At 61.5% G+C, this 12940-nt stretch carries 12 protein-coding genes and 1 pseudogene; 10 read left to right on the forward strand and 3 right to left on the reverse strand.

Annotated elements, in window-relative coordinates:
- Nucleotides 1-2 precede the first annotated feature (2 nt).
- Nucleotides 3-1598: a glucose-6-phosphate dehydrogenase gene (gene zwf / locus PQR67_RS04560; protein WP_408455060.1), complete on the forward strand. Its 1596-nt coding sequence runs from the start codon at nucleotides 3-5 to the stop codon at nucleotides 1596-1598.
- Between the two features lie 33 nt (nucleotides 1599-1631).
- The gene (locus PQR67_RS04565) at nucleotides 1632-2432 is read left to right on the forward strand and encodes an ROK family protein (RefSeq protein ID WP_408455859.1); all 801 of its coding nucleotides are present in this window, start codon (nucleotides 1632-1634) and stop codon (nucleotides 2430-2432) included.
- A gap of 50 nt (nucleotides 2433-2482) precedes the next feature.
- Here the strand turns inward: PQR67_RS04565 and PQR67_RS04570 are convergent, their stop codons facing one another.
- Nucleotides 2483-3478: an aldo/keto reductase gene (locus PQR67_RS04570; protein ID WP_408455063.1), complete on the reverse strand. Its 996-nt coding sequence runs from the start codon at nucleotides 3476-3478 to the stop codon at nucleotides 2483-2485.
- Between the two features lie 455 nt (nucleotides 3479-3933).
- Here PQR67_RS04570 and PQR67_RS04575 point away from each other — a divergent pair, with 455 nt between their 5' ends.
- From PQR67_RS04575 to PQR67_RS04595, 5 genes are all read left to right on the forward strand, one after another.
- Nucleotides 3934-6126, forward strand: a complete 2193-nt coding sequence (locus tag PQR67_RS04575) for a TonB-dependent receptor (protein WP_408455066.1) — start codon at nucleotides 3934-3936, stop codon at nucleotides 6124-6126.
- A 102-nt stretch (nucleotides 6127-6228) separates the two neighbouring features.
- Nucleotides 6229-6912 carry a Fe2+-dependent dioxygenase gene (locus PQR67_RS04580; protein WP_408455069.1) on the forward strand — a complete coding sequence of 228 codons (684 nt, stop codon included), beginning with the start codon at nucleotides 6229-6231 and terminating at the stop codon, nucleotides 6910-6912.
- Complete coding sequence (locus tag PQR67_RS04585; RefSeq protein ID WP_408455072.1) at nucleotides 6909-7631, forward strand: PepSY-associated TM helix domain-containing protein; 723 nt, start codon at nucleotides 6909-6911, stop codon at nucleotides 7629-7631. Before PQR67_RS04580 ends, PQR67_RS04585 begins: the two co-directional genes overlap by 4 nt.
- Before the next feature lie 121 nt (nucleotides 7632-7752).
- Nucleotides 7753-8442, forward strand: coding sequence for a nitroreductase (locus tag PQR67_RS04590; RefSeq protein WP_408455075.1), 690 nt, complete (start codon nucleotides 7753-7755; stop codon nucleotides 8440-8442).
- Between the two features lie 39 nt (nucleotides 8443-8481).
- Nucleotides 8482-8793, forward strand: coding sequence for a high-potential iron-sulfur protein (locus PQR67_RS04595; protein ID WP_408455078.1), 312 nt, complete (start codon nucleotides 8482-8484; stop codon nucleotides 8791-8793).
- A 52-nt stretch (nucleotides 8794-8845) separates the two neighbouring features.
- Here the strand turns inward: PQR67_RS04595 and PQR67_RS04600 are convergent, their stop codons facing one another.
- Both PQR67_RS04600 and PQR67_RS04605 read right to left on the reverse strand, forming a co-directional pair.
- On the reverse strand, nucleotides 8846-9196 hold the full coding sequence (locus tag PQR67_RS04600; RefSeq protein WP_408455861.1) for a DOPA 4,5-dioxygenase family protein: 351 nt from the start codon (nucleotides 9194-9196) through the stop codon (nucleotides 8846-8848).
- Nucleotides 9197-9235: 39 nt separating this feature from the next.
- Nucleotides 9236-9706: pseudogene (locus tag PQR67_RS04605) on the reverse strand (GNAT family N-acetyltransferase); the annotation flags it as partial.
- 856 nt (nucleotides 9707-10562) lie between these two features.
- Between PQR67_RS04605 and PQR67_RS04610 the strand changes: the two are divergent.
- The 3 genes from PQR67_RS04610 (at nucleotide 10563) to PQR67_RS04620 (ending at nucleotide 12938) form a co-directional block, all read left to right on the forward strand.
- Nucleotides 10563-11036, forward strand: a complete 474-nt coding sequence (locus PQR67_RS04610) for a hypothetical protein (RefSeq protein ID WP_408455081.1) — start codon at nucleotides 10563-10565, stop codon at nucleotides 11034-11036.
- Between the two features lie 151 nt (nucleotides 11037-11187).
- Nucleotides 11188-11550 carry a hypothetical protein gene (locus PQR67_RS04615; protein ID WP_408455084.1) on the forward strand — a complete coding sequence of 121 codons (363 nt, stop codon included), beginning with the start codon at nucleotides 11188-11190 and terminating at the stop codon, nucleotides 11548-11550.
- Nucleotides 11551-11642: 92 nt separating this feature from the next.
- On the forward strand, nucleotides 11643-12938 hold the full coding sequence (locus tag PQR67_RS04620) for a TolC family protein (protein ID WP_408455087.1): 1296 nt from the start codon (nucleotides 11643-11645) through the stop codon (nucleotides 12936-12938).
- The last annotated feature ends 2 nt before the right edge of the window (nucleotides 12939-12940 follow it).

The raw sequence follows: 12940 nt of genomic DNA on the forward strand, positions 1-12940 counted from the left end.
CCATGTCGACTACTCCGAACACCCCAAATCCCGCCAGCCACGAACCCAGTTGCAAAGTCAGCGCGGGTCCGCATCAGGCGCCGTCATCGCCGGCCGGCAAGCGGCCTGCGCCGCCTTGCACGCTGGTGATCTTCGGCGCGGGCGGAGATCTGACCAAACGGCTGCTGATGCCCGCGCTGTACAACCTCGCGGTGGACGGGCTGCTCGACGACGGCATGAAGATCATCGGCGTGAATCACGGTGAGCGCGAGACGAGCGTGTGGCGCGAGGATCTGCACACGTCGCTGCAACAGTTCGCCGCCGACAAAGCCAGCACTTTCCACGCGGGCAAGCTCGACGACAAAGCGTGGGACTGGGTCGCGCAACGGCTCGAATACATGGCCGGCGAGTTCGAAACCGACGACACGTTCACGAAGCTCAAGCAGAAACTCGATCAAGCGCCCGGCAGTAACGTGATTTTTTACCTGGCGGTCAGCGCGCGCTTTTTCAAGCCGATCGTCGAGCATCTCGGCAACGTGGGCCTGTTGAAAGAAGCCGAGGGCGGCGGCTTCCGCCGTATCGTGATCGAAAAGCCGTTCGGCACCGATCTTGCCACCGCGCGCGATCTGAACGCGCACATTCTGTCGTACGCGGACGAGTCGCAGGTGTATCGCATCGATCACTTTCTCGGTAAGGACACCGTACAGAGCATTCTCGCGGTGCGCTTTGCGAATGCCTTGTTCGAACCGATCTGGCGGCGCGAATATATCGACAGTGTGCAGATCACCGCGGCCGAAACGATCGGCGTGGAGGGACGCGGCAAGTTTTACGAGCAGACTGGCGCGTTCCGCGACATGCTGCCGAACCACCTGTTCCAGTTGCTCGGCATGGTCGCCATGGAACCACCCAATTCGTTCGACGCCGAAGCCGTGCGCGACAAGAAGGCCGAGATCTCCGACGCGATCCAGCCGCTAACCGCCGACGACGTCGTCTTCGGTCAGTACGAAAAAGGGCCGGCAGGTGTCGGCTATCGTGAGGAACCGGACGTCGCGCCCGGCAGTACGACGGAGACGTACGCGGCCGCGCGCGTCTATATCGAGAACTGGCGTTGGGCGGGTGTGCCGTTCTATCTGCGCACCGGTAAGCGGCTTGCTGCGCGCCGCACGGAGATTTCGGTGCAACTGAAACCGGTGCCGTTCCGTCTGTTCCGCGACACGCCGGTCGACGCGTTGACGCCGAATGTGCTGACCTTGCGTATCGATCCCGCACACGGCACGAGTTTCGACTTCAACGTGAAGACACCGGGGCCGGTGATGCAGATCGGCGCGGTTCAGTCGTCATTCGACTATGCCGATTTCTTCGCTGAACGGGCCAACGTTGGCTACGAAACCTTGCTGTACGACTGCATGCTCGGCGACGAGACCCTGTTCCAGCGCGCCGACAGCATCGAGACGAGCTGGTGCGCGGTGGACGACGTGCTGCACCCGAAGACCGGCGGCGCGATACCCGTGCGCGGTTATCCGGCTGGCAGCGAGGGGCCGGCTGAAGCAGATGCGCTGCTCGCGCGCGACGGCCATGCATGGCGGCCTCTGAAGCAGGATGCCGTGGAAAAGAAGTAAATCGTGAGACGCACCAACACAATCGGGGGTACCGTGGCCACACGTAAGACGAAAGTAAAAAGCAGTACCGAGCGAATTCTGGCGATCGATGTCGGTGGCACGGGCCTGAAAGCCGCGATCATCGATGCGGACGGGAAGATGAAAACCGAGCGCTTGCGCGTGGCAACGCCGCATCCGTGCACGCCGGATCAACTGGTGGATGCGTTGGCGAAGCTGGTCGCGCCGCTTGTCAAGGAGGCGCCGCCCTCGCTGATGTCGATCGGCTTTCCCGGCGTGGTACGCAACAACCGCATTCTGACCGCGCCGCATTTCGGCGTTGAAGGCTGGCACGACATTCCGTTGGCGGATTCGCTGGCGAAGCGCCTGGGCGGCCTGCCGGTGCGGATGATCAACGACGCCGAGATGCAGGGTTTTGCCGCGATCGAAGGTCATGGGCTCGAGTTCGTGCTGACACTCGGCACAGGTGCGGGCACAGCGCTGTTCCGCGATGGCGAGTTGATGCCGCACCTCGAACTTGCGCATCATCCGGTTAGCAAGAAGGGCGCAGCGTACGACGAATACGTCGGCGACGCGGCGCGCAAGAAGGCGGGCAATAAGCGCTGGAATCGCCGGGTCGAGAAGGTGATCGAAATTCTCGATTCGCTGGTGAACTACGACAAGCTGTGGATCGGCGGTGGCAACGCGGCACGGCTAGCCTTCAAGTTGCCCGCGAACGTCGCGACCGTATCGAACGATGCGGGAATCGAAGGCGGTGCGCGCCTGTGGCATCCCAAGTCGCTGCGCGAGACCCGGCAGTTGCCGGAGGCCAATGCGCGGACCGGCCAGTTCAAGTGATGCGTGCGGCGTCGGCCGGGCAATCGGCCGACGCCGTTACAGGCAACGCGTTACCTCGCCGCATCACCCCAGCGATATTCCAAAGTCAGCTCATCAAGCTGCGCCTTGACTTGCGCATCGAGCACAAGGTCCGAAGCCGCCAGCGTGTCGCCCAATTGCTCAGCGCGGCTGGCGCCGATAATCGCCGAGGTAATCAGCGGATTCGCCAGTACCCAGGCAAGCGAAACCCGGGTCAACGACTCGCCTGTCGTCGTCGCAATCGCCTTCAGCTTTTCGATCGTTTCGAATTCCCGCTTGTGCCAGTACCGCTCCTGGTACATCGCCCCCGCCTTGCCGACGGTTTCGGTGAATCGCCCCGACGTGGGCGCCGCATCCACCCTATGCTTACCCGTCAGCAAGCCGCCCGCGAGCGGGTTATACGGCATCACGGCCAGTTGCTCTTCGGCCGCCAAAGGCAATAACTCCCGCTCGATCTGCCGGAACAGCAGGTTATAGCGGGGCTGCACCGACACGAACCGCGCTGCGCGCAAGACGTCGGCGCGGCCCAGCGCCCGCGCCAGCCGATAGGCGAGGAAGTTCGACACGCCGATATACCGCGCCTTGCCCGACCGTACGATCACGTCCAGCGCCTCCAGCGTTTCATCGAGCGGCGTATTCGCGTCGTCGGAATGGAGCTGGTACAGGTCCACGTAATCCGTGCCGAGGCGGCGCAGCGATGCGTCGATGGCATCCAGCAGATGTTTGCGCGACGCGCCTTGGTCCCACGCGGACGGTCCCATTTTGCCAACCGCCTTGGTCGCCAGAATGAAGCGGTCGCGTTTGCCCTTGAGCCAGCGTCCGACGATTTCCTCCGTGCGTCCGGCAATGTTCTCGCCGCCGCCGAGCGGATAAACGTTGGCGGTATCGATGAAGTTCACGCCGGCGTCCGCCGCCGTATCGAGAATGCGATGCGAGGCATCTTCTTCAGTCTGCAGGCCAAAGGTCATCGTGCCGAGGCATAGGCGCGAAACGGTCAGGCCAGTGCGGCCGAATTTGCGGTATTGCATGGTCAACTCCGAAGCAGGACGGAACGGTTGCGGGTTGCAGTGTTGCAAAAAGGATAAACGGTGCGGCGATTTCGCGTTCGATGGCCAGTGTATGCGGGGCGCGTAAATTGTCAGTATCTAGAAAGTTCTCAATCCGGCGAATTGCAAGCATCGTCTTTGTAGAGGGCCTCTGTGCATTACAAATGCGTAATACAGGACTGGCGATGGCACATTGAAAATTACGAATGCCATACGTTGGTAAAAAACCGAAATAATTCGATTGCGCCAGGTAAGCTTTGGCGCGATTGATGCGCTGTTATGCGTATGGAATGATACCGATTCTCATTTAACAATCAGCCAGCCACCGCGTCGTCTTTGCTCTGAGCAGGGGACCGTCAGCCAGCCAATTGCGGTTTTGTCATCGATTCCATGCTGAACATGCGGATCGGGCAAGCGCACTTCTGACCGGATTTCCCATGTTCAATCACACGCCGCTGGCGACTGCGTTAGCGCTAGCTTTTGCCGTGCCATTCGCCACGCCCGCAGTCGCGCAGACCGCGCCGCAAGCCGCATCGCAGCCGTCGGCTCAGAGCGCATCGACGAATACCGTGGCCGATAACGCGACCTTGCCGACTATCGGCGTCGCGGCGCAAGCTGAACAACCGGACTTCCAGGCCGAGCGCTCGACAGTCGGCGCCAAGACGCCCACCGCATTGCGCGACATTCCGCAGACGGTGACGGTGATCAACAAGGCGGTGCTCGCCTCCCAGGGCGCCACGTCGTTTCAGGACGCGTTGCGTAATGCACCGGGCGTGACCATCGGCGGGGCTGAAGGCGGCCAGATCGGCAACAACATCAACTTGCGCGGCTTCACCGCGCAGAACGACATCTATCTGGATGGGTTCCGCGACCGCAACCAGTACTATCGCGACACCTTCGATCTCGAAGAACTCGAGGTGCTGTATGGACCGTCGTCGATGTTGTTCGGCCGTGGTTCGACGGGTGGCGTGATCAACCAGGTCAGCAAGAAAGCGAACCTGCAAGACTCGGCGGAAGTGACGGGAATGATCGGCACCGACGACCGCTATCGCAGCACCGTCGACGTGAACCATAAGCTGACAGATACGGCCGCGATCCGCCTGAACGCATTCGGCCAAAGTCTCGGTTCGACGCGCGACGAGATGAAGAACAAGGACTACGGCATCGCGCCGGAGGTGCGTTTCGGCATCGGTACCCCGACCGAAGTGACGATCTCGGCGCTGATCCAGCACAACTACGACATGCCCGACTACGGCGTGCAGGCGTTGAACGGACGTCCTTCGCCGGTGCCGAAAAACACCTTCTACGGCCTTACCACCGACCGCACGATCCAGGACGTCCAGACCTTCACGGCAGGCATCAAGCACAAGTTCTCGGACGATCTCACGCTGCAGAACCAGACACAGTTCTCGCATTCGCTGACCGATGCGCGCGAAACCGCACCACAAGCCGTACTGACGGGGCCGCTTGCCAGCAGTACCGCACTGACCAACGGAAATTACACGACATTGTCGCCCTCGCAACTGTTCATCAAGTTGCAAAGCCACGACCGTGTGATCGAGAACCACGCGCTGTACAACGACACGACGCTCGAATACAAATTCAACACCGGCGCGATCAAGCACGACCTGATCGCCGGCATCGAACTCGGTCACGACAGCTATTCGAACCAGGCATACACGCGCAACAACTTGCCGGTCGTTTCGATGGTGGACCCGGCTTATCTGTCGTCGCCTGCGGGTGTGACCACCACGGTCGGCAACTACGCCAATTCGGGTTCGAATGAGATCGCCGGTTACGTGAACGATACGGTGTCGCTTGGCCAGCACTGGAAGGTGATCGGCGGCCTGCGCTGGGATCGCTTCCAGGCGCAGATTCATAACTCGATCACGGCGCCGCTCTACGCGAGCCAAACCAATTTCTTCACTAGCGTGCGCGCGGGCGTGATTTACCAGCCCGCCGACTGGCAGTCGTACTACGTGTCGTATGGCACGTCGTTCGACCCGTCGCTCGAAGCCTTGACGGTGACCAACCTGACGCAGAACCTTGCGCCGGAGTCGACCAGGTCGTATGAAGTTGGCGGCAAGTGGGATCTGCTGGGCGGCAATATCTCAGTGACGTCCGCGTTCTTCCGCGAGGAGATGACCAACGCGCGTACGCAAGTTTCGCCGACCGAATACGAACTCGATGGTGACATTCGCGTCGACGGATTCCAGGCCGGCGTGACGGGCCACATCACCGACAAGTGGCAGATTTTCGGCGGCTACACATACATGGACGCCGTCGTCCTGAAGGCGCTCGACGGCACGCAAGGGCACACGCCGGCCAACACGCCGCGCAACACGCTCACGCTCTGGTCCACCTACGCGATCACGCCGCACTGGGAAATCGGCGGCGGTCCGACCTATATGTCGCCGCGCTATGCGTCGAATACGAACTACGTGCAGGTGCCGGGCTACACCCGTTGGGATGCGACCGCCGCGTATCACGCGAAGAAGTACGACGTTCGGCTGAATCTGCTGAACCTGACCAACAAGATGTACTACGACGCGCTCATCCAGTCTGACGGCGGCCGTTCCGTGCCGGGTATCGGACGCACGCTGCTGGCGACGGTCGATTACCGGTTCTGAAGGATGCCTCATTGATGCGGTAGGCTTGCCGCTTTCACAAACGGCAGGCCGGCGTAAGAGGCCACGGAACGAGGCTAAGGAAAGAGGCCAAGGAAACTCAAGATGCTGCTGCACATTCCGAATGTACTGAACGCCGAGCAGTTGCGCTTTGTGCGTGAACGGCTCGATAGCGCGGGCGACGCATGGGTCGACGGCCGGGCGACCGCCGGTTATCAGGGCGCACCGGTCAAACGCAATCAGCAGATCGCCGAGCATTCACCGCTCGCGCGTGAGCTCGGCGACGTGATTCTCGCGTCGATCGAGCGCAACCCGCTGTTCATCAGCGCGGCGTTGCCGAACCAGGTGTATCCGCCGCTCTTCAATCGCTACGAAGGCGGCATGCAGTTCGGCAGCCACGTGGACGGTGCGGTGCGGGTGTTGCCCAACGGCGTGAAGCTGCGCACGGACGTGTCCGTGACGCTGTTCCTCTCCGAACCCGGTGAATACGACGGTGGCGAACTCGTTGTCGAAGACACCTACGGCGTGCAGCAGGTCAAGTTGCCGGCGGGCGACATGATCGTGTATCCGGCCACCAGCCTCCATCAGGTCACGCCGGTCACGCGCGGTGCGCGCCTCGCCAGCTTCTTCTGGGTGCAAAGCCTCGTGCGCAGTGACACGCAGCGTGCCTTGCTATTCGATATGGATACGGCGATCCAACGTCTGAACGCCACCCAGGCCGACGATGCGGCGCACCGCAGCCTGGTGGGCTGCTATCACAACCTGTTGCGCACCTGGAGCGAAACGTGAGCGGACCCGAGGTTATTGATTTTCAACCGGCTGCGGCGATCGACGCCGCCGCGCGCGGGCCGCAGCAGTTCGAACGTGGCGAACTGAAGGCACGGCAGCAGCGCTCGCGGCGCGCCACCTTCGTCAAATGGTTGCGCAAAGTGCATGGCTGGATCGGTTTGTGGGGCGCGGCGTTGGGTTTGCTGTTTGGCACCACCGGCTTTCTGCTGAATCATCGCGGCGGGCCGCTCAGGGTGTCGACCGGCGAGCCGCAGGTGTCGGTCGTGCAGGTGCCGTTGCCGCAACCGGCGCCGCAAACGCCGCGCGAACTCGGCAAGTGGCTGAAGCAGGAACTGAAACTGACCGGCAACCCGGGACGCGCGCAGAAAGAGCCCGCGCATCCGGTCGCATGGGGTGAGCACAGCATGGTCCAGCCGGAGCGCTGGCAGCTCAATTTCGCGTCGCCCCATGAAAACACAGCCGCTGAGTATTGGGTTGGCAACGGTTACGTGACGGTCAAGCGCAGCGAGAACTCGGTTCTCGCGACGCTCACGAATTTGCACAAGGGCGTCGGCTTGAGCGTCGGCTGGGTGTTGCTGATCGATACCCTGGCGGGCAGCATCATTCTGCTGTCGCTCACCGGCGTGCTGCTCTGGACGGAGCTGAACAAACGCAAAACCGTCGGCGCGGCGCTGGTGATCGGATCGATCGTCGCTGCGGTGTGTATGGGGTCGAGCTAGACGCCGCTGCGGCCGTGGTTCGCCCATCCCGCATCCTGCACGCCCGCCAGCGGGAAAGTAGACAGTCACGCTAGAATCTTCGCAGACCGCCAAAACTGTTGGCTCTGCCGGAATTCCGCCGATGACCCCATCCCCCAATCAGGTCGACGCCGCGCTGATCTCGCGGCGCTCGATCCGCGCTTTTCTGCCCACACCGGTTGCGCGCGCCGAGATCGAAGCGATTCTCGAAGCGGCCAGCCGCGCGCCGTCGGGCACCAATACCCAACCGTGGAAAGTGTACGTGGCGACGGGCGAGTCGCTCGCGCGACTGTCGCAGGCTCTGGTTGCCGCCTATGACGACCCCCAGCGCGATGCGCTGTATCAGGAAGAGTATCGCTACTACCCACACCAATGGGTGTCGCCGTATATCGATCGCCGCCGCAAGATCGGCTGGGATCTGTATGGCCTGCTGGGCATCGAAAAGAGCGACAAGGCGCGCATGCATGAACAGCACGCGCAGAATTACCGGTTTTTTGGCGCGCCAGTTGGCCTGTTCTTTACGATCGAGCGGGTGATGGCGCGCGGCAGCTGGCTCGACTATGGCATGTTCCTGCAAGCGATCATGACGGCGGCGCGCGGACGTGGTCTCGATACCTGTCCGCAGGCCGCATTTACGCCGTTTCACCGCGTGATTGCCGAGCATCTCGGCCTGCCGGCGGAAGAACAACTGGTGTGCGGCATGTCGCTCGGTTTCGCCGACGAGAGCGCAGTGGTCAATACGCTGCGCACCGAGCGCGAACCGGTTGAACGGTTCGCGCGATTCCTTGATTGATCCCAATTGACGCGCATCCCTACTCCCCTGCCGACCAAGATGAAAACCTCACGCCGCCATTTTCTGATGCTGAGTGTGGGCGCGAGCTCATCGCTCGTGCTGTCCCGTCTCGCGTTCGCCGACACCGCGAACAGATTGAGCGAAGCCGATCCGAAGGCGCAAGCCGTCGGCTATACCGAAGACGCATCCAGGGTCGACAAGGCGAAATTCCCTGGCTATGCCGCCGGACAAACCTGCGCCAACTGTTCGCTATTCCAGGGCAAGGCGTCGGACGCATACGGTGGCTGTACGCTGTTTGGCGACAAGGAGGTCGCTGCGCGCGGCTGGTGTAGTTCGTATTCGAATATGTGACCGCGCAAGCGGCCTACGCATTGCGCTGTGTGATTAAAAACGCTTTGGCCCGTTAGTTCAACGCGCTCAGGACCAGGTCATGCGAGTGACCGATCCATATCGCCGCGTCGCGGTGATCGCGCAAGCTGTCGCCGGTATTCGGGTGCAGAAAAATATCGAGTGCGCCGTGATTCAGCGTGAGCCAGCCGACGAGTTCGGCGAACTGGTCCGGCTCGAACGCGAGCTGATACGACCACATGGGATGCGGTCCGACCGGGCGTTCGTGAAAGCGGCCCAATTGCAGTTTGCCGTTCCAGTGCGCTTCGATCTGTTCACGAAAGGTCCAGGCGGCGTCGCGGCTGCCTGAATCGAAGTAAACGTGGACGTGCCAGCTCTGAATGGCTGAAGTGTCGCGAAAGGTCATAACCAGGTCCGTTGCGGTTCCGTCTTTATCAGACGCCCATTCTGCTTGAGTTTGCGCCGACGCGTGCGGCGTGCATCTCATGTGAAACTGTATTTCGTCTTCGTCGACAATGTCGAAGCCGAGGCGTTGATAGAGCCGCCTTGCGGGATTGCCTTTGAGCACCTTGAGTGCGACCGGCAATGCGTCGGCCTGCGCGGCCAGCAAGACCGTGCGCAGCGCGCGCTCACCGATGCCGCGCCCTTGAAGAGCTGGCGCAATTTGCAATTGCACGACGACCCATTCCGTCTCGGTGCGATACGCTTTCAGCAAACCAGCCGGCGCGCCGTCGAGGCAGATCACGCGCGCCGCATCGTAGCGGTGAAGCAGACGGGCGCGATGTTGTGCATCGTCGATGGGCTCGCCGGCCTGGGCCAGATGCTCGGTCATGGTGGCTTTGCGCAGTTCGAAGAGAAAGTGCTCATCGGCTTCTAACGCTGGACGCAGGGTAAGGGCAGGCTCTTGGTCGGACATGCGGGGAACGTCTCCGGCGCGTGGGTGGCGAATAAGAATGGTCGCTGCTAGCCGCCCCTTTTTACCACGTGCTTGTGTTTCGACCCTTCAATTTCATCGCTCACGTCTGAAGAAATCCACGCTGTGCCGATTCGGCAAACTGGCCTGCCAATGCCCCTCGTTTCGCGCAATTGCATTCGCGCATGCTCACATAAACTGTTTTCCATGGAGCGACAAGTCACCGAGCCCATCGACGCGGTCTTCCCCCGCGTTGTTTTGAACCGTACCGTTGATGGCAGTTTGCCGCGGTTGTTTAACGTGGCAAGGCAGTAAAGCAGTAGGAAGTCGAAGCAATGCAAACAACGCGCAATCGCAGTACCAATGCGCGCGAATCAGCAGGGGGTTGCAGTGCGGTGATGTTGATGGCGAGGGACCGGGCTGTGACGCAGTAGCAGTACAAGTAACAACGTAGCAGTGCAAGCAGCAACAGCTTTGTTAGTTTGTGGTGGGTTTTAGGTCTGCAAGCATCCACGCGCCTGTACGACCGTTCCATCCTGTCAAACCCTGTTCCCTCGCGGGAATAGGGTTTTTTTTCGTCGATGCGGCAAATGCGACTTGTATTTAACCCGTCCGAACCTATATGGCAGCGTTGCATTTCGGTGCCGCTACAGCGAAAAGTTTGTTCGTGCGCAGCGAGATGTCACGCGCAATCGAGACTTTAAGTTGTTTAAGTCTGTCTTAATAGTTGCTTGCCATGATGGCTGCACAGACTCACAGTTTGGGCCTGTCAAGCCGCCGGCCCATCGGCGGCGTTTGCCGCCGGAGAGCACACCATTCGGTGGCAAAGCCGAGAGTTAGCGAAGGAGGTTGAATCCCTATGTCCAGTAAATCGCGAGTCCGCAAGCACACCCAGTCGGCGATGTCCCCGCTGCTGCGCGCGCTGACCTTTAGCCGCACCGCCCATGAGCCGATCACCGCGGCGATGCTCCTGCAGTGCTACACCGCTCTTGATGCGTTCCGGCGCGGTCGGGGTTCGCGGGATTTGCACCTGACCTTGAGCCGGCATTTGCTGGTGTCGCAAGAATTGGCGCGTCTGGGTCTTGGAGAGGACGTCCTGGCCGATATCGAAAGCGCGCATGCGGCAATGGTGGAGCTCGACACGCGTGAGCACCAGGACGGTGCCTGGTTGCTGGAGGACGGCGAATACGCCCGTCTCTGCACGGCGCTGGCGATTCTCGACGGGCAGTTGTCCGCCGCATCGTTGAGCGAAATCGCGAACGCGGAAGCGAAGATGGTCGAGGGGCTGATGAGATCGGCTCGTACGCAGGCGATTGTCGAAGCGGTGGTTTAATCAACCGGCATCGCATCGCTGCGACGGCTCACGCGCACACAAAAAACGCCCAGAATCGGGCGTTTTTTCACGTCAGCGCATATTTCGTTGCCTGCAAATCCTGCGTATCCGTGACGCACGCGATTGAAATGCCGCGGCTATAATCCCGGTCATGAAATTTCTGCGGACTTTGCTCCTTCTGTTGCTGTGTGCTGCGCTGCCCATGAGTGGGCTGGCGGCCAGCGGCTTGACGGGAGCGTGTCCCATGCAGATGAGCATGAGCGCCGACGAGGGTGACGCGATGTCGGCTGAGATGCCCGGTTGCGAGTCCATGCATTCATCGCAGCCCGAAAAGGTGAAGCGCTTTTTCTGCAAAGTCACGGCGCAATGCCAGCTTGGCAGTCTGTATCACCCGGTTTCTCCAACCGGAATAACCCGGCCTGCCGGGTTGTCGAGCACCGTTGTTTTCCACTACACGCAGTCGCTGCCGGTCCGTGAGCCGACTGGCCTGTGGCGGCCGCCTCGCGCCATCTAATCCCTTGCTGACAGGTTCACCGCATTTGCGGTGAGGTCGTCCTGTGTCCAGGACGTGGACTCCCTTTGGGAGTTCGCCGTTGGGGTTAGAACATGCCATTCATTCTTCGCACGCCGTCAAACCGGCGTGCACCACTGCGCGCGCGCTCGCTTTTCGCCGCGCTGATTCTCGCGAGCGGCGCGGCACACGCTCAGCAAACAAGCTACACACTCGATGCGGCGCTTCAGGCCGCGACCGACAGTTCGTCCGCCATGGGGGCCGCACAGGCATCCGTGCGCGCCAGCGCCAATGCCGCGGTGCGGGCGGGGCTGCTCCCCGACCCGATGCTCAAAGCAGGTATCGACAACTTGCCGGTCAACGGCGGGCAACGGTTCACGATCGGTCAGGACTTCATGACGATGCGCCGTATCGGCATCGAACAGGAATGGGTCTCCGCTGACAAACGCCGCCTGAGTTCCGCACGGGCGAACGATGTGGTGGACCGCGAGCGAGCCGGATATCTGCTGCAGCTCGCGAATACACGGCAGCAAACGGCGCAGGCGTGGCTAAACGCCGTCTATGCAAAGCAGGCACTCGCGTTGCAGCAGGATCTGCTGCGTCATATGGAGCACGAACTGGAGGCGACACAAGCCTCCTATCGTGGAGCCAAGGCGACGGCAGCCGACGTCGTACAAGCTCAGGCGATGCTCGCGCAGACGCAGGATCAGCAGCTCAAGGCACAACAGACGTTTCAAACCGCGCTGATTGGCCTGTCTCGCTGGACCGCCACGTCCGTTCTCGATGTGAGCGGCGATCCGCCCGCGCCGCAATCGTACGTGGCGTCCCTGCCACCGGACGCGCTTCGCGACGTTCAACCGGTGCTCATGGCCGCATCGCGCGATATCGCAGTCGCCGACGCCGATACGGCCGTCGCCAATAGCGACCGTAGTCCTAACTGGACGTGGGAAGTCTCCTATCAGCAGCGCGGCGGCCAGTACTCGAACATGGTTTCAGTCGGCGTCAGCATTCCGTTGCCGATCAATCGCAAGAATCGCCAGGACCGCGACGCTGCGGAGAAGGCGGAGCTCGCTACCAAGGCGCGGCTGATGTACGAAGACGCGCAGCGGCAAGTCGAAGCGGATATCCGCACGCAGTCGACCCTGCTCGCCGGCGGCCGCGAGCGCATCGCCCATCTCACCGATTTCCTGCTGCCCGCCGCGGATCGCCGTGTCCAGCTTGCTGCCGCAGCCTATCGGGCGGGCACCGGGTCGCTCGCGGACGCGTTCGCGGCGCGGCGTGCGTTGCTCGACGTCCAGCTACAGGTGCTTGATCTTCGGCGCGAGGTGTCCCAGACATGGGCACAGCTCGAATATCAGGTGGTGCCCCCGTCGATGTCGGTGAGCCAGTGAAG

The sequence above is a fragment of the Paraburkholderia fungorum genome (assembly GCF_046026025.1).
Classification (GTDB): Bacteria; Pseudomonadota; Gammaproteobacteria; order Burkholderiales; family Burkholderiaceae; genus Paraburkholderia; species Paraburkholderia fungorum_E.

Coding starts and splice junctions, on each gene's coding strand:
- PQR67_RS04580 (WP_408455069.1), top strand. CDS start 6,229: ATGCTGCTGCACATTCCGAATGTACTGAACGCCGAGCAGTTGCGCTTT.
- PQR67_RS04570 (WP_408455063.1), bottom strand. CDS start 3,478: ATGCAATACCGCAAATTCGGCCGCACTGGCCTGACCGTTTCGCGCCTA.
- zwf (WP_408455060.1), top strand. CDS start 3: ATGTCGACTACTCCGAACACCCCAAATCCCGCCAGCCACGAACCCAGT.
- PQR67_RS04595 (WP_408455078.1), top strand. CDS start 8,482: ATGAAAACCTCACGCCGCCATTTTCTGATGCTGAGTGTGGGCGCGAGC.
- PQR67_RS04615 (WP_408455084.1), top strand. CDS start 11,188: ATGAAATTTCTGCGGACTTTGCTCCTTCTGTTGCTGTGTGCTGCGCTG.
- PQR67_RS04575 (WP_408455066.1), top strand. CDS start 3,934: ATGTTCAATCACACGCCGCTGGCGACTGCGTTAGCGCTAGCTTTTGCC.
- PQR67_RS04610 (WP_408455081.1), top strand. CDS start 10,563: ATGTCCAGTAAATCGCGAGTCCGCAAGCACACCCAGTCGGCGATGTCC.
- PQR67_RS04590 (WP_408455075.1), top strand. CDS start 7,753: ATGACCCCATCCCCCAATCAGGTCGACGCCGCGCTGATCTCGCGGCGC.
- PQR67_RS04620 (WP_408455087.1), top strand. CDS start 11,643: ATGCCATTCATTCTTCGCACGCCGTCAAACCGGCGTGCACCACTGCGC.
- PQR67_RS04600 (WP_408455861.1), bottom strand. CDS start 9,196: ATGACCTTTCGCGACACTTCAGCCATTCAGAGCTGGCACGTCCACGTT.